14 protein-coding genes are annotated in these 15163 nt (G+C 64.5%); 9 read left to right on the top strand and 5 right to left on the bottom strand.

Translation table 11 applies throughout. The features are described from left to right. Positions 1–4 precede the first annotated feature (4 nt). Positions 5–1438, top strand: coding sequence for a serine hydrolase domain-containing protein (locus tag QP552_RS13345; protein WP_286073854.1), 1434 nt, complete (start codon positions 5–7; stop codon positions 1436–1438). 227 nt (positions 1439–1665) lie between these two features. Here QP552_RS13345 and QP552_RS13340 read toward each other — a convergent pair whose 3' ends face one another. Both QP552_RS13340 and QP552_RS13335 read right to left on the bottom strand, forming a co-directional pair. Next, positions 1666–2067: a DUF3037 domain-containing protein gene (locus QP552_RS13340; protein WP_286073853.1), complete on the bottom strand. Its 402-nt coding sequence runs from the start codon at positions 2065–2067 to the stop codon at positions 1666–1668. After that, positions 2045–2821 carry a HipA family kinase gene (locus QP552_RS13335; RefSeq protein WP_286073852.1) on the bottom strand — a complete coding sequence of 259 codons (777 nt, stop codon included), beginning with the start codon at positions 2819–2821 and terminating at the stop codon, positions 2045–2047. The genes QP552_RS13340 and QP552_RS13335 overlap by 23 nt, the downstream gene beginning before the upstream one ends. Before the next feature lie 138 nt (positions 2822–2959). On the opposite strand from QP552_RS13335, the gene QP552_RS13330 reads away from it, so the two are divergent. Beyond that, entirely contained in the window at positions 2960–3568 is a 609-nt protein-coding gene (locus QP552_RS13330; RefSeq protein WP_111113381.1) for a hypothetical protein, read from the top strand. 83 nt (positions 3569–3651) lie between these two features. Here QP552_RS13330 and QP552_RS13325 read toward each other — a convergent pair whose 3' ends face one another. Both QP552_RS13325 and QP552_RS13320 read right to left on the bottom strand, forming a co-directional pair. Next, on the bottom strand, positions 3652–5079 hold the full coding sequence (locus QP552_RS13325; protein ID WP_286073851.1) for an XVIPCD domain-containing protein: 1428 nt from the start codon (positions 5077–5079) through the stop codon (positions 3652–3654). A gap of 12 nt (positions 5080–5091) precedes the next feature. Next, on the bottom strand, positions 5092–5598 hold the full coding sequence (locus QP552_RS13320) for a hypothetical protein (RefSeq protein WP_258394049.1): 507 nt from the start codon (positions 5596–5598) through the stop codon (positions 5092–5094). A 569-nt stretch (positions 5599–6167) separates the two neighbouring features. Here QP552_RS13320 and QP552_RS13315 point away from each other — a divergent pair. From QP552_RS13315 to QP552_RS13300, 4 genes are all read left to right on the top strand, one after another. After that, positions 6168–6497, top strand: a complete 330-nt coding sequence (locus tag QP552_RS13315) for a hypothetical protein (protein ID WP_049430086.1) — start codon at positions 6168–6170, stop codon at positions 6495–6497. A 169-nt stretch (positions 6498–6666) separates the two neighbouring features. Beyond that, a complete protein-coding gene (locus tag QP552_RS13310; RefSeq protein WP_286073850.1) occupies positions 6667–9129 on the top strand; it encodes a prolyl oligopeptidase family serine peptidase in 2463 nt (820 codons plus the stop codon). Positions 9130–9331: 202 nt separating this feature from the next. Next, positions 9332–9652, top strand: a complete 321-nt coding sequence (locus tag QP552_RS13305) for a hypothetical protein (protein WP_106549037.1) — start codon at positions 9332–9334, stop codon at positions 9650–9652. A 49-nt stretch (positions 9653–9701) separates the two neighbouring features. Next, positions 9702–10589: a restriction endonuclease gene (locus QP552_RS13300; protein WP_286073849.1), complete on the top strand. Its 888-nt coding sequence runs from the start codon at positions 9702–9704 to the stop codon at positions 10587–10589. A 15-nt stretch (positions 10590–10604) separates the two neighbouring features. Here the strand turns inward: QP552_RS13300 and QP552_RS13295 are convergent, their stop codons facing one another. Beyond that, positions 10605–11588, bottom strand: a complete 984-nt coding sequence (locus QP552_RS13295) for a hypothetical protein (protein WP_286073848.1) — start codon at positions 11586–11588, stop codon at positions 10605–10607. A gap of 138 nt (positions 11589–11726) precedes the next feature. Here QP552_RS13295 and QP552_RS13290 point away from each other — a divergent pair, with 138 nt between their 5' ends. Genes QP552_RS13290 through QP552_RS13280 form a run of 3 tightly spaced genes read left to right on the top strand, consistent with a single transcriptional unit; the run spans position 11727 to position 15156 of the window. Then, a complete protein-coding gene (locus tag QP552_RS13290; RefSeq protein ID WP_286073847.1) occupies positions 11727–12692 on the top strand; it encodes a DUF2268 domain-containing putative Zn-dependent protease in 966 nt (321 codons plus the stop codon). Between the two features lie 53 nt (positions 12693–12745). Beyond that, positions 12746–13564, top strand: a complete 819-nt coding sequence (locus QP552_RS13285; protein WP_286073846.1) for a hypothetical protein — start codon at positions 12746–12748, stop codon at positions 13562–13564. After that, a complete protein-coding gene (locus QP552_RS13280; RefSeq protein ID WP_286073845.1) occupies positions 13564–15156 on the top strand; it encodes an FAD-binding protein in 1593 nt (530 codons plus the stop codon). The genes QP552_RS13285 and QP552_RS13280 overlap by 1 nt, the downstream gene beginning before the upstream one ends. Positions 15157–15163 lie beyond the last annotated feature (7 nt).

The following is a 15163-nucleotide window of genomic DNA, read 5'->3' as shown; positions in this document are numbered from 1 at the left end:
TGCGATGAAGGCGGTTGGGCGTCTGCTGCTGTGCGCTGCGCTGGCCTGTCCGCTTCTGATGGGCACGCCGGTTTTTCCTGCGATTGGCGCAACCACCTCTGAACCTGCACACCCGCATGCGCAGGACGCCATCGATGACTGGCTTGCGGCCTTCAACGCAGGCAGCCTCGATGCGTTGCAGGCTTTCGCCGACAAGTATGCGAAGAAGAAAGGCAGTGCTCCCAAGGACTATCTCGAGTTCCGCGAGAGTACCGGCCCGCTGCGCGTGCTGGAAACGCGCGAGGGTACGGCTGGTCACGCGAAGCTGCTGGTGATGGGCCAGCTGAACGAGCGTGCGATGTGGGTGACGGCGGAGATGGACCCGGACCATCCAGCACACCTGAAGCTGTTCCAGATCGAAGGCACCGAAGTACCGGACAAGCACAAGCCGGAGCGTGTTGCGTTGCCGGTCCTGATGGCTGACGCCAGGACGAAGCTGGACGCGCTGCGCGCACAGGACGCGCTGTCGGGAGCGCTGCTGGTGGCGTGCAACGGCCAGGTGCTGCTGGATTGGCGGGGCGGGCAGGCAGATCGCGAAAGCGGTATTCCGGTGCGGGCGGATACGCGCTTCCGGCTGGCGTCGTCCAACAAGATGTTCACCTCAGTGGCCATCCTGCAGCTGGTGCAGGCCGGCAAGCTGGGGCTGGACGATACGATCGGCAAGCACCTGCCGGACTACCCGAACAAGGCCGTCGCCGCTGAGGTGACCGTCCGCCAGTTATTGACCCACACCAGCGGCCTTGGCGATTTTTTCGGCGATGATTTCGACCAGTACTCGGCCTCGCTGAAGACGCTGGATGACTACGTGCAGCGCTTCGCCAAGGATGCACCGCAGTTCACGCCCGGCAGCCAGGACAGCTACTCGAACTATGGCTTCATCGTGCTTGGGCGCATCATCGAGGCCGTTTCAGGGCAGTCGTACTATGCCTATGTGGAGCAGCACATCCTGCGACCGGCTGGCATGACCGGCACCGGCTTCGAACCGGAAACGGTGAAGGTGCCACAGCGTGCCGTCGCCTACACGAAGAAGGACGGGCAATGGGTGCGTGAAACGAAGTCGCTACCCTGGCGCGGCATGTCCGCCGGTGGCGGCTACAGCACGGCCGCCGACATGCTGAAGTTCGCCGAGGCATTGCGCGGCGGAAAGCTGGTCTCGCCGGCATTGCTGCAGCAGGCCATCACGGCGCAGAACCACAAGCGCTGGTATGGCTTTGGCTTCGTGGTGCAGGGCGAGGGCAGGGAACACCAATACGGCCACGAAGGCGGTGCGCCGGGGTCGAACAGTGCCATCGTGGTGATGCCCGCGCAGGGTTATGTGATCGTTGGCCTGGCCAATGTTGATCCGGATGCGATCGGCAACGTGGTCAATTACATCGCGCGGCGGTTGCCGTTGCAGTGAGCATGGGGGGCGATGGATGTAGAGTCGACTGTTGGTCGACTATCGCGCGAAGCGCGGGCTCTTCGATCCTTCCGCAAACGGCAGTCGACTAACAGTCGACTCTACCCAGTCGACGTTTTCCAGTCGACGTCACCCAGTCGACGTCACCCAGTCGACGTCACCCAGCCGACGCCACCCAATCGACATCACCCAATCGACATCACCCAATCGACATCACCCAGCTGACGTCATCCGGTCGGGGCCGGTACCCGCACCATCTTCGTCATCAGATGCTCCACCACACCCGCCGGATTGGCGGTGCGGCCCACATGCGTGCTCGACATCTGCACGATCGAGCTTCGCTTTGCGGTGAGGAAGTGGAACCGTGCGCGCGCGGGCAGCTGCGCGATCGGTCCGGCCGTGGCGTCACCGCGGCAGATCGCCACGATCGCATCCAGCCACGGTTGCAGCGCGTCCTGGTCCAGTGCCGGCGCGAACGCCTGCAGGCGCGCCGGATCAATCTCGATGGCTGCTTCCAGATGCCGTGCACCGGGGCAGGACACGATCACCCCGACGTTGATGAATTCTTCGCGTTCCACCCGCGGCACCACGCGGATGACCGCGTAGTCATACGTGTGCAGTGTGGGCACGGATGGCCTCCTGCACGAATACCGCACGCACCTTCAGGCGGTGCTTGAGATAGTCGATGTAGCCCTGCCGATAGGCCTGCGGGCTGTCGAACGAGGGCTCGTTCACCAGCCAGCTGTCCGGCACCAGGCCGACGATCCGCTCGATCTCGGCATCGGTCAGGCGTGCGGCCAGCTCGGCATCCACCTCGGCGATGCGGTTGGCGAACGACAGCAGCACATGGTCGCGGATCAGCACGAACGGCTTCTCGCAGGCATCGCCGGCGTTGGCCCAATCGTGATGGAAGTACATCGCCGCGCCATGGTCGATCAGGTACAGCTTGCGGTGCCACACCATCAGGTTGGGGTTGCGCGTGGTGCGATCGACATTGCTGGTGAACGCATCGAACCAGACGATGCGCGAAGCCAGGTCGGCATCCACCGGCATCGCAGCCGGGTCGTAGTTGATTGCGCCCGGCAGGTAGTCCAGGCCCAGGTTCAGGCCTTCGCTGGCACGGATCAGTTCCTGGATCTCCGGGTCCGGCTCGGTGCGGGCGAACTCGCGGTCCAGTTCGACGAACAGGATTTCCGGAATCGGCAGGCCGAGCGTGCGCGCCATTTCGCCTGCGATCAGCTCGGCGATCAGCGCCTTCGGGCCCTGGCCGGCGCCACGGAACTTGAGCACGGCCATGCCGTCGTCGTCGGTCTCGACCACGGCGGGCAGGGAGCCACCTTCCCGCAAGGGGGTGATGTAGCGGAGGGCTTGGACGGTGCGCATGGACGCATTCTAGCGTGGCCAGGCGATAGGCAGTGCCGGAACGTTGCAGGCGGACGTGGGCCCTGTCGTCCGGTACGATCCCCGTATGGCCCCAAGCACCCGCAACAACCTTTCCCAGATCGACGATGGTGGCCACGCATGAGCTGGGGCGCACATTCGATCTTCACTGCCGCCACCATGCACGCCGTCGACTGGGCGGCTGCCTCGCCGCTCGCTCACCTGGCCCATGTCGTGCGCCAGGTGCCGGATGATGCTTGGTACAGGCGGGAATGGATGCACGATGCAGGCCCGGATGGCTTGTTGGTGCTTCGGCGCGTAGGCCATCCGGGCGGCTATGGAATGAAGGGCGGCCTTTCCTGGAATGAATTGATTCCCGAACAGGCCGCAGCGCTGGATCTGGACGTGTCTGCAGGGCTGCTTGCCTATCTGGCCGAACGGGGCATGGAAGATCAATGCCCGCCTGATGGATTCCGCCGCTGGCTGCAGTCGGTGGCCGCCCAGCTCGGGCAGGCGGTGATGTTCTATTCGTGCAGTATGTGGGCCGGAGAGATCGAGCATGAGTACGTGCTGGTCTACGGCGAGGGCGAGCAACTGCACACCACGGACGAAGATGCGGCCGCCAATGGCATCGGCGATGACGCCCTCATCAAGGGGCTGGCGGAAGTGTCCGTGAATCTGCCGACCCGCTATTTCGCGCTACATGCCAGCGGTTTCGACTGGGCCCCACATGCGCTGTTGAAGCGCTGACGGAAGCGTCCAGATGGTACCCGGCGCCGGGAAATGCAGGTCGCCCTCGCTGTGGCGACCTGCAGAATGCGGGAAGCGCGCGATCAGTGCGACAGCGCACCACGCTGCTGTTCCTGCGCCTGCGTGCGGGATTGTTCCTGCGAGGCCTGGTCGGCCTGCCGCTGGTTGACCATGACAAGCGTATCCAGGCTGTCCTGTACGGGGCGTTGCACAGCCTCGGCGGTGGGTGATGACGCGCGCAGCGAGGCGGGATCATCCAGTGGCCCCTTCACAACAAAGACGCTCTGCGCAGCGCCCAATGCATCGGTTTGACGGCTGAGTACCACGTGGTCGACACGGTCCAGCCCGTTCTCACGGGCCAGCACCAGCAGGCTGGCGCTCAGGCGTTCGCTGGAGGCATCGAAACTGCGCCCATTGGCAGTATCCAGCTCCGCCACCTTGCTGCGGATCTGCTCGTGCAGGGAGCGGTCGCGACCATCCATGAGCGGCATCTGCACGCCAGCGCCCGCTACCGCATGCTGTGCGGTGATGGGCACATGGACGTGTGTGCCCTCGGTGTGGTCGAAGTAGTGCAGCGTCGACGGCGAGGTGCTGGTATCGAAGTAGGGCTGGCGTGGGGGCGAGCCCTCGCCGAGGTTGAGCCCGTTCTGCTCCAGCAGGCGCTCGTCCAGGCCCAGCTTCTTCATGTTCACTTCCATGCGGCTGACACCGTCGGGCGCTGGATTCGCGGCCTCGTATGCGCTGACCAGTTCGATCGCCTGGACGCCATAGAAATTCTGGTAGTCCGAATTTCCATGATGGCCCAGGCCGGTGCTGACGCCCTGATCGTAATAGTGCCTGGCCATTCCCTCGATGTTGGCTGCGGTGGGGGAGATGGTCAGGTCCGCATTGAGGGTCAGGTCCGGGTGCGGTGCATAGGTGATCGGCGGGCCGGGTCGCGACTGGATGACGTCTGTTGAGCGGGTGCTGGCTTCATACAGGTCGCGCAGGGTAGCGTCCGGGTTGCTGGCGCGTACCTGGCTGACCAGCGCATTCCAGCCTGCGATGTTCGAAGAGGCCTCATCGCGGCGGTTGGCCGCGAGCAGGGTACCGATCGCCTCGGTGTAATCATGGCTCGTGGTACGGCCTGCGATCTGCTCCACGTCGGCGTCGAACTGCACGTAGGCACGCTCGACATCTGCATCGTTGAAGCCGTGCTGGATCTCGTGGCCGAGCACAAAGGCAACCTCGGCCGCGTCGAACCTGTCCGGCGTCGCCGGGGTCGACAGGCTGCTGGCGGGCAGGTTGATGGATTTCGTGCCGGTCTCGTAGGTGCCACCCGCATTGCTTGTGGCGGGCAACAGTTCGAAGCGTTCCAGATAGCCTGCCGCGATGGCTGCGTCCACCTGCTTTGCCAGCACGGGCGAACCCGCGATGACGCTGCGCAGGTTGTCGATCTGGTCGCTGGTGACGTCGGTCTTGCCGGCGAACTCGCCCAGCAGGCGTTCCGTCTCTGCGGAAAGGGTCGTCATTGATGGCTCCCCTTACTGCACGGTGACAAGACGCACGCAGGCATGCGTGGCGTCGCCGAGGGCGTGGGGGTTCTCGGGCATCGTGTCGACCTTGATGCTCAGCTGCGGTCGATCGAAGCGGTCGTAGATCACCCGGCCGTGTTCGCCGCGCACCGTCTCGCGCTTGAAGCCGGCGGCATCCAGTGCCGAGGCGAAGTGGTTGAAGTCGACGTGGCAGATCGCCGCAGCCGAGGCCTTGCGGTCGCTGCTGGTATTGATGAAGTTCAGGTCCAATCGCGTGCCGGCTGCACCATCCTGCTTCACTTCCAGACCATAGCCCCATTCCGGCGTCAGCGTGCCGCCATAGCCGAAGTGGCCGGGGCCGAAGGTCTGCGCCGGTGCCTGCATTGCGGCGGACAAGCGCTCGACGGTCAGTTCGCGCGTGGACGTCGTTGCCTTGATCAGGTCCAGCAGGCGCGACAACAGTTGCTCGGCATTGAGCGGGGAGGGCGAAGTGGTCTCGGATACGGCGGGGGCCATGGTGTCGGTTCCTTGAGAAGTTGGCGTGCGGTCGGCGGCATGTGCGCTGGTGCAGAGCGTGGCCACAGACAATGCGATGGTGCACGGTCGTATGAATGCGTACCGGGGCATGTGCGTTCCTTGCAGATGAAGGCTGACCCTAGGGGGCGCGGGGTGAAGCAGAGGTTAAGCGCAAGCGAGGCCCCCGATACGATACAAAAGGTGAACGGGTGCGTATTCTTCACTTGACCCTGCCGCGCGCGATGTCAGCATCAGGTCCGTGGAGCTTCAATCTCGCGTGTGACCTTCAACAGGAGGCCGTCATGCAACAACTGCGCAGCTGTCACGCTTTATCCCGCATGCAATGCAACGCGTGGTGTTGATCCTGGTCTGATACGGCCACTCTGCCGGCACGGATGGCCGCCACCCACAGTACCTGCCACCGTTCACCCGACGCGGATCCGGCATTCTCGTGCCGGCCCTGCAACACACACATATGCACGCCAGATTGCTCTCTGCGTCGCCGACGGCGGTCGCAGCGAGGAGGCTGGCGTGTCCATGATGATCCTGCAGGCTTTGGAGGTGCACCGATGAGCGACCAATACGAAAGAATGCTGCCGGCCCTGGACGACGCCAAGGTCGAAGAAATGATCGGCAAGCTGGTGCTTGTCGGGGTAACCCGCTACGGCGGCGACGGCCAGGTGCAGGGGCTGGAGCAGTACGCAGGAACGGTACTGCGCATCAGCGCCGATGAAGGCGTGGTGCTGGCCGATGAGAATGATGGCCACGAGCGTTACCTGCCGCCGATGCTCGACCAGTACCTGCCGGCCCAGCCGGGCGAGTACCGGATGAGCAACAGTGGCATGATCGTGATCGACCCGGATTATCTGGCCACCTGGGACCTGCACGCCCAACAGTAGCGCCGGGCCCTGCCCGGCAGGTGCTGCCCCACCAGCGGCAGCGCTTGGCGCGGCTCACTTTGCCCCATCCGGCCACTAGCCCTTCCGGCCCATTCACGACAACCCCTGCGGTGCTAGATTCGGGCCCTTGCCCGTCTTCGGGCGCCCAATCACACCCCAGGGGATAAGGATGCTCATCCGTCGAACCTCTCTGGCGGCGGCCGTTGCCGTTGCCACCGTCGGCCTGCTGGCCGCTGGCCCGGCCCTTGCCGACTACGCGAAGCCGCCGGAACACCTGCTCAAGGTGCTGAAGGCACCGCCGCCGCCGGCGCCGAACGTGGCCCCGGGCGGCCAGCGCCTGCTGCTGACCACCGCGCAGACCTATCCGTCGATCAGCCGCGTTGCCCAGCCGTACCTGAAGCTGGCCGGCGTGCGCCTGGAGCCGAAGAACCGCAGCCGCCATGACACCCCGGGTGGCTACGGCATTCCGGCCTGCGTGGCCGACTTCACCCTGGTCGATATCGCCAGCGCCAAGGAGACCAAGGTCAACCTGCCGCAGGGTTGCGCCACCGGCGCGCTGTGGTCGGCCGATGGCAGCCATTTCGCGTTCCAGAATGCGGTCGATACCAGCGTGCAGCTGTGGGTGGGCGACGCCGCCACCGGGCAGGTGAAGCAGATCCCGAACGTGCAGCTGAACCCGATCTTCGGCAACACCGTGCAGTGGCTGGGCGGCAGCCAGAAGCTGCTGGTGAAGCTGGTGCCGGCCAACCAGGGCCCGGCGCCGTCCGACGGTGGCGTGCCGACCGGCCCGGATGCGCAGGAGTCGCTGGGCAGCAGCGGCGAGAGCAGCACCTATGAGGCGCGCGACACGCTGACCAGCGTGCATGACGAGAAGCTGTTCGCTTACTACGGTGCCTCGCAGCTGGCCGTGGTCGACACCGCCGCCGGCAGCGTGCGCCCGGTAGGGCAGCCTGCATTGTTCAACGACGTCAGCGCCGCGCCCGATGGCGTGCATGTGCTGACCGAGTCGATCAAGGCACCGTATTCGCATGCGGTGACCTACCAGCGCTTCGCCAACGACGTGGCCGTGCTGGATATCGCCAGCGGCAAGTCCACGCCGATCGCCAGCCTGCCGCTGGCCGACCGCGTGCCGGTGCACGGCGTGCCGGAAGGCCCGCGTGGTTTCGACTGGCGTGCCACCGATCCGGCCACCCTGGTCTATGCCGAGGCACTGGACAAGGGCGACTGGAAGGTCAACGTGCCGCACCGCGACCGCGTGCTGATGCTGAAGGCGCCGTTCAACGGCAAGCCGGTGGAAATCACCCGCACCGCGCAGCGCTTTGAAGGCTACGCATGGACCGCCGATCCGGCCGTGGCGTTCCAGTTCGAGAACGACGAGAACCGCCACTGGATGCAGACCCGCGTGGTCGATGTCGACCAGCCGAAGAAGGAAGGCCGCCTGCTGTGGGACATGTCCAGCGACGAGCTGTACGGCAACCCGGGCAACCTGGTCTTCACCCGCCTGCCCAATGGTGCGCAGGTGGTGCGCCGCGATGGCAACCACGTGTTCCTCAGCGGCCGTGGCGCTTCGCCGCAGGGCGACCGCCCATTCCTGGACCGCCTGGACCTGGGCTCGCTGAAGAGCGAGCGCCTGTTCCGCAGCAGCGCCGATGCCTACGAACAGTTCCTCGGCTTCAGCAACACGCCGGGCCGTTACCTGACCTGGCACCAGTCGGTGATCGATCCGCCGAACGCCTTCATCCGCCAGCAGGGTGAGGCGGTGGCCGACGCCAGGACCGGCGAGGCGCAGTTCGCCTCCACCGCGACTGCGCTGACCCGGCTGGTCGACCCGACCCCGGAAGTGCGCCAGATCAAGAAGCAGCTGGTGACCTACAAGCGCGCCGACGGCGTGGATCTGTCCTTCACCCTGTACACGCCGCCGGGCTACAAGGAAGGCCAGCGCGTGCCGGCGATCCTGTATGCGTACCCGGCCGACTTCGCCAACGCCGCACAGGCGGGCCAGGTATCGGGTTCGCAGCAGACCTTCACGCGCCTGCAGCCGTATCGCCTGATGCTGCTGGCCGGTTACGCGATCATCGACAACGCCTCGTTCCCGATCGTGGGCGACCCGAAGAACGCCTATGACACCTACCTGGAGCAGCTGGAAGCCGACGCAAAGGCCGCAGTGGACAAGGCCGTGGACATGGGCGTGGTCGACCGCAACCGCATCGGCGTGACAGGCCACAGCCACGGCGGCCTGATGACCGCCAACCTGATCGCGCACACCAATCTGTTCAAGGCCGGCGTGGCAACCAGTGGCTCGTACAACAAGACCTTCACCCCGTTCGGCTTCCAGAACGAACGCCGCTCGGTGTGGCAGGCGCAGGACGTGTACCTGAAGGCGTCGCCGTTCTTCTACGCCGACAAGATCAAGCTGCCGCTGCTGCTGGTCCACGGTGAGGACGACGCCAATCCAGGCACTGAGCCGTTCCAGTCGCGCAAGCTGTACCAGGCGATCCGCGGCAACGGCGGCACCACCCGCCTGGTGATGTTGCCGAACGAGCCGCACTGGTACACCGCGCTGGAGTCGAACGAGCAGCTGGTGTCGGAGATGTTGAACTGGTTCGACACCTATGTGAAGAACGCCAAGTAAGGGAACAGGAAGGCCACCTCCGGGTGGCCTTCCTGCATCCTGCTGTAGCGCCGAGCCCTCGCTCGGCTGCCCGTTCGCCTGCAAACAACTGCAAGTGCTTTGCAATCAACTGTGGAGACTCGGTAACGACGTGTTACCGGCACATTCGCATGCCATGCAAATGGTCTAGGCTGAACCTGTAAGTCCGTCCCGGGTCGGTGCAATGAAAGCCATCCTTCTTGCTGCAACGTTGTCGTTGTTCCTGGTCTCAACCGCGGGTGCTCAGCCGCTGCCCGCCGAACTGGCGCAGCTGGGGATCATCGCCGGCATGCCTTACGCCAAGGCCAAGCGCCTGCTGGACGCGGCCGGTTGGCAGGTGAAGCCGGTGGAGGGTGCGCCGGAATCACTGGAGGGCTTCCCGGAAGTGGGGTGCCAGAAAGGCGGGAAGCAGTGCGCGACGACCTTCGAGAAGGGCGGACAGCAGGTCGCGGTGCGGCTGGGCACTACCCTGGCAGGGCAGCCGTTCGTGCAGGGCGCTGACTGAGTTGAACTGCCTATAATCTGGCTATCAATGGATAGTCGGATGATTGAGCATGGCGGAAATCACCAAGGCGCGAACTGGGCAGTTCATGCGCAGGTTGTTCGAGCTGCTGCTGCAGCGGCCGGAAGGTATGCAGGCCAATGAAGCGCTTCATCAGCTTGAAGGCGAGTTCACGCTGAGTGAGTACGAGGCAGGGGAATACGCTTCGGGGGGGCGGCGCTTCGATAAGATCGTCCGCTTTGCAACCGTTGATACAGTCAAGGCCGGCTGGCTGGTGAAAGAGAAAGGTACCTGGACGGTCACTGCGGAAGGAATCGCAGCGTTGCAGAAGCACCAGGATCCTGCTGAATTCTATGGACAAGCCGTGCTTCTCTATCGACAGTGGAAGCATGCCCAGAGCACTGCGGCTGCTGATGCGCTTGACGATGCAATTGTCGAGAACGCCGCGGGACTTACGCTTGAGCAGGCTGAGGAACAAGCCTGGAGTGAAATTTCCCTGCATCTGGCGGGCATGCCGCCCTATGAGTTCCAGGAGTTGGTTGCCTGTCTGTTGCGTGCCATGGGCTACCACGTGGGGTGGGTCGCCCCGCCGGGCAAGGATGGCGGAGTGGATATCATCGCGTTCAATGATCCCTTGGGAACCCGTCCTCCAAGGATCAAGGTGCAGGTCAAGCGAAATGCCAACTCGCCAAGAATCGATGTAATGGGAGTTCGCAGTTTCATGGCCGTATTGGGGGAGGGGGACGTAGGTCTGTTTGTCGCGCTCTCTGGGTTCACCCGGGACGCTGATCTGGAGGCACGGCAGAGCCACCGCCGGGTGACGCTGATCGGTGGGAATGCGTTGGTCGAGCTTTGGACCAAGCACTACCAGCAGCTCGATGATGAAGCGCGTCGGCGTCTCCCGCTGAAGCCTGTCTGGTTCCTCGCGGGAGATGACTGACCCAAGCATCCTCCCTCACGCCAGCGGCAGGCGGTCCTGCGCGTGCGCCAGCCGGTCGTGCAGTTCGCGCACGTGCTCGGCCTTGGCATGGATGCGCGTGGTATCACCGAAACTGCGCAGGTAGGCGCACGCGGCGAAGCCGGCACTCTTCTTTTCGTACTCGGCAATCCAGGCCAGGCGATCCGGGTTGTTGGCCTGCTCGGCTGACCACGCCGCCACCGGCGGACGGATGCGGTACCTCAGGCCGACACGCCACGGCTTCGGTGTCAGCCGCGCACGGAAGCAGTGCTGCAACCGGCACATGCGCGCGTACAGGGCGTCGGTGCCCAGTGCCTTGAAGAACGCCTGCAGCTGCTCGTCCTCGGGCGGGAACGTGGCATGCATGGCCAGCACGCGCAGTCCGGCCGGCGTGCGGTAGGCGCGCAGATGCCAGTCCGGATGCTGTTCGCTGAAGGCCGCAACCCGCTGCAGGGCCACGCCTTCGGCGCCACCGGCCGCGGCCAGGCGCCGCTTGCGCTGCATCAGCATCGCGGTGTTGACCAGCAGTACCGCTGCCACCCCCAGTACCAGTCCCACCAGCCAGTGCCAGAGCAGGGTGCCGATGATGGCGCCGGCGAACAGCAGCACTGCCGCGATGATTGCAGGCATCACGCAACCTGCCGGTGGCTGCGCATGGTCGATGTCGGCGAACAGCACGTCCGGTGTGTTCAGGCACAGCGCACCGTAGCTGTTGCGGGTGATGATGACATCGCCGTCGCGCTGCACGATCTGCTCGCGGATCGGTACACCTTCCACGCCGTAATTGCTGCGTACTTCGCGGCGCGGCAGCGCCTGCCCGGCAAGAATGGCGTTGAGTGCTTCGTTGGCACGGCGGTCGGCGTGACCCTGGGCCTCGGCAGGGCCTTCGTCTGACCAGCCGAAGCGGCGCACGACCACCGGCCGGCCGCGGAAACGGGCCTGCAGGCGGGCTTCGGCCCAGTACGCGGGAACGATCATCATCGTGCGGTGCTCCATCTTCCATGGCAGGTGCCGAAGCGAGTCTGGCACAGCGCCGGGGCGCCCGCATCCGCCTGCTGCAGTGGGCCGGGCGGAGTGATAGATTGCGCGCTTCGCATGCACTCCACCAAGGACGGAGCGATGTTCATGATCCTGCGCGGCCTGTTGGCCCTGGCCTGTGCCGGGGCGGTAGGCGTGGCCACCGCAGCGGTACCGGCAGGGCCGCAGATCCTCACCGAGGATGTCAGTCGTTTCTATGCGCTTTACGACAGCGCCGGCGGCAAACCCAGTGTTGCGCAGTTGCGTGGATACATGGCCGAAGGCACGGCTGGTCTGGGGGAGCTGGCCAAGGCGCGCCGGGTCACCGCGGAGCGCATTGCCGAGTCCATCGCCAGCCAGCCGGAGCTGTACGCGCAGGGCCGGAACTGCCTGGCCGAGCTGCCGGCGGTGAAGCAACGGCTGGTACAGGTGTTCGCCAACCTGCAGGCGATCTACCCGCAGACCCGGTTCCCGCCGGTGACCATCGCGGTGGGCCGCGGCCGCCCAGTGGGGCTGACTTCGAAGAGCGGGGTGATCATCGGCCTGGAAGCGTTGTGCGCGGCCGACTTCATGAATGCCAATGTGCAGGATCGCTTCGTGCATGTGATCGCACACGAATACGTGCACATCCAGCAGACCGGCCTGACCGACTTCGAGCCGGGTGACCCGCGCGCGACAGTGCTGCGCGTGTCGTTGGGCGAAGGCATCGCCGAATTCATCACCGAACTGATTTCCGGCAACGTCGGAAATGGACGCCATGCGGCGTGGACACGCGGCCGGGAAGTGCATATCGAAAGTGCGTTCGCGCTGGATCTGGACAGCACCGACCTGTCACCGTGGTTGTACAACTACAAGCCGGGCTCGCAGGACCCCTACGACCTGGGGTACTGGGTGGGCTACCGCATTGCCAAGGCCTATTACCTGCAGGCCAAGGACAAACGTGACGCGGTGCGTGCGCTGATCCAGCAGGACAATCCGAAGACGATCCTGGCCGCCAGTGGCTGGACGCCGGGGATGTGGATGCCAGCGAAGGTGACCGGCGTGGCGGCGCGTACGGCGGCACGCTGAGCTGTTCCACAGGAGTGAAACCATGATCGCAGGAACGCGTGAGGGCACTGGCAATGTACCGTTTTGATCCAAACGAAAATCCGTTTGTGGAAGACCTGATGCACCTGCTGGGTGTGCGGGGGCGCCAGTTCCCGGACCGATGGCACCTTTCAAGCCGGTTCTCACCAGGGGAGTTTCGAGAGCTTGCGCGTGTCTACTTGTCGAGGCTCTACGGCGTAAGACCGGGCGGGTACCTCGACTATTCGGAACCCGGAACCGGGAGACGGGTGCGCTGCAGTGTGCGGGTGGTGCTGGATGGCGAGGATCATCTGTTGCGGCGGGTGCTCGGCTCGATACGCGGTCAACGGACGTCTGGCGGTGCGCCGGACGAAACGCGGATGGTCCTGGTCCATGTGGGCTTCAACGGCGTGACCGAGCTCTTCAGCGGGCGGCGGCAGGTACTTGGCCGCAGCGTGCGCGCGCTTTTGGGCAACAGCACGTCCACTCTCTATGATATTCGCGAGCCGCGTAGGTTGACCCTGTACGACTGGGTGAACGGCGAATTGAATCCAATCTTGGATGAAGAAGGGCGCATTCCTCCGCTCGATGGCCCTGCGGCGAGGCGCGCCTATTGGGACGATGCCGACGATCGGGAGGGCGGCGCCTTGTCGCCCTATTCTTACGATCCTCCGCGTACCAACGCAGATGGCCGGCGCGACCGCGGAGATTCCGGTGGCGGTTCCGGAGGCGGGGGAGACGGTGAAGGACCAGATGGCCCTGATGATCGCGATGGACCAGGGCCGGGGCGTGGCGGCGTGATGGAAGTGCTTGGTCACCCGGTTCTGTTTTCAGCCGATCCGCAGTTGCTGGCCGATATCCTGGAGAACCTGTGATGAGCGCCATCATCCCCGTTTCCGCACCTGACAACGAACTGGATGTGCTGACCCTGCTTGCGCTGAAGATCGCGCCGCGACAGTTCGACCTGAGCTATCGGTTCTCCAACATCAGCATCCGCGACCAGATCGTGAGGGCACAGATGCTGATCCAGCAACTTCACGCGCTGGGTGCAGTCGGCGCCGACGCAGTGAAGACAGATCCCGGACCATCCTTCGACCTGCTCATCTGCGGTGCCGGGGCAGCGGGCCTGGCCGCGGCGCTTGAGGCCGAACGGCTCGAGTTGCGCTTCGTTCTCATGGACACCGACTCACAGGCTGGCGTGGGCGGAGTACTGCGTTCACCCGCCGCCAGATATGTCAGTGCGGCCATGTACGAATGGCCGCACAGCAATCATGCCGACCACCGTTACCCGCTGCGGTCAGCTGCGTTTGGCGCTGCGAGTGTGGGGCTGCAGCTTCATATGACTAAGCCGTTGCCGGCGGCAGTGGTGGGTGGCGTGCTCGATGCTGCCTACGCAACCGAGGTGGCTGGCTGGATCCAGCATGCGGCGAACTGGGGTTCGCAATCTCACATCCGGAGTGATTCCTGTTTCATCAGGGGAGCAACGCTTGAGCAGCGGTCCAAGGAACGTTTGAAGCAGATGACAATCGGGCCGGCGAGTGTTCATGCGATTCCACTGAAAGCGCGCCCGTTGCCTGCCCTGTACATCACCGCCGCATCGAACACCGAGGCGCACCACTTCCGCTTCGTGATTTACGCCATGGGCTACGCGAAAGAGAAGAACCAGTATGCCGAGGGCCTGGAGTGCCCATCGGCCTACTCGAACACGGGATTCTGGGACTGCGACGAGGTCATGAAGCCTCGTCTGGGGTTCAAGCCTCCCCCGGGGGACAAGCATTGGCGTCCACGTGTGGCCATCCTGGGTTCCGGCGACGGTGCTCTGCAGGATGCACTACGCTGCCTGTTGAAGGTTGCTCATCCGCTTGATGCTTGGAACCGTATCATTGCGGCGTCGAAGGTGGCCGGGTCCGTCGAGATCAGCCAGGCGCTGCGCGAGCTGGCAACGGCGGACATGCACGCGACGATGGCAGCCACCTGGAGTTCCTCGCCAACGATCTACAAACGTCTGGACAGGCGCTTTGCCCTTGTCGCCAGGAAGCTTCTGAATTCAAGGAAGGTCGGTTCGGCTGTGAGCAAGGCCGTACTGAAGATGCTGCGCAAGGATGTTGACGAGGTGATGCTGGTCACCCATTCGGGGCACTTCAGCAAGGCATACGCGCTGAACAGGTTCCTGCTGATCCTGCTCCATCGCATACTGAGGCGCGAAGCCGCCAACGGCCGGCCCCGCTTGATTCTCAGGTCTGGGCCGGCGACGGATTTCAGTGTCAATGGCACCTCCCCGGGTCATCGAGGCGGTAAGCTGCAGTTCGCCTCCGGCCCCGAGACGTTCGATCTGATCATCGTCCGGGGTGGATTGAAGACGGATACCGAAAATGCGTTTCCCCACCGGGTCGGTCTGTCCGGCCGGGATACAGGGCGGGCGGGCCTCGGGCGTGTTCCCCTCCCGATCCGACCGCCACTACTTTGAAGGAAAA

The sequence above is a fragment of the Stenotrophomonas sp. 59 genome, assembly GCF_030291095.1.
Classification (GTDB): domain Bacteria; phylum Pseudomonadota; class Gammaproteobacteria; order Xanthomonadales; family Xanthomonadaceae; genus Stenotrophomonas; species Stenotrophomonas maltophilia_Q.
Note: the sequence above shows the minus strand (reverse complement) of the source record. Positions and strands in the feature narration are given on the sequence as shown.

What these genes read in the sequence shown, in the direction of transcription:
- QP552_RS13345 (WP_286073854.1), top strand. Translation starts at nt 5, where the DNA reads ATGAAGGCGGTTGGGCGTCTGCTGCTGTGCGCTGCGCTGGCCTGTCCG.
- QP552_RS13335 (WP_286073852.1), bottom strand. Translation starts at nt 2,821, where the DNA reads ATGCGCACCGTCCAAGCCCTCCGCTACATCACCCCCTTGCGGGAAGGT.
- QP552_RS13330 (WP_111113381.1), top strand. Translation starts at nt 2,960, where the DNA reads ATGAGCTGGGGCGCACATTCGATCTTCACTGCCGCCACCATGCACGCC.
- QP552_RS13325 (WP_286073851.1), bottom strand. Translation starts at nt 5,079, where the DNA reads ATGACGACCCTTTCCGCAGAGACGGAACGCCTGCTGGGCGAGTTCGCC.
- QP552_RS13320 (WP_258394049.1), bottom strand. Translation starts at nt 5,598, where the DNA reads ATGGCCCCCGCCGTATCCGAGACCACTTCGCCCTCCCCGCTCAATGCC.
- QP552_RS13315 (WP_049430086.1), top strand. Translation starts at nt 6,168, where the DNA reads ATGAGCGACCAATACGAAAGAATGCTGCCGGCCCTGGACGACGCCAAG.
- QP552_RS13310 (WP_286073850.1), top strand. Translation starts at nt 6,667, where the DNA reads ATGCTCATCCGTCGAACCTCTCTGGCGGCGGCCGTTGCCGTTGCCACC.
- QP552_RS13305 (WP_106549037.1), top strand. Translation starts at nt 9,332, where the DNA reads ATGAAAGCCATCCTTCTTGCTGCAACGTTGTCGTTGTTCCTGGTCTCA.
- QP552_RS13300 (WP_286073849.1), top strand. Translation starts at nt 9,702, where the DNA reads ATGGCGGAAATCACCAAGGCGCGAACTGGGCAGTTCATGCGCAGGTTG.
- QP552_RS13295 (WP_286073848.1), bottom strand. Translation starts at nt 11,588, where the DNA reads ATGATGATCGTTCCCGCGTACTGGGCCGAAGCCCGCCTGCAGGCCCGT.
- QP552_RS13290 (WP_286073847.1), top strand. Translation starts at nt 11,727, where the DNA reads ATGTTCATGATCCTGCGCGGCCTGTTGGCCCTGGCCTGTGCCGGGGCG.
- QP552_RS13285 (WP_286073846.1), top strand. Translation starts at nt 12,746, where the DNA reads ATGTACCGTTTTGATCCAAACGAAAATCCGTTTGTGGAAGACCTGATG.
- QP552_RS13280 (WP_286073845.1), top strand. Translation starts at nt 13,564, where the DNA reads ATGAGCGCCATCATCCCCGTTTCCGCACCTGACAACGAACTGGATGTG.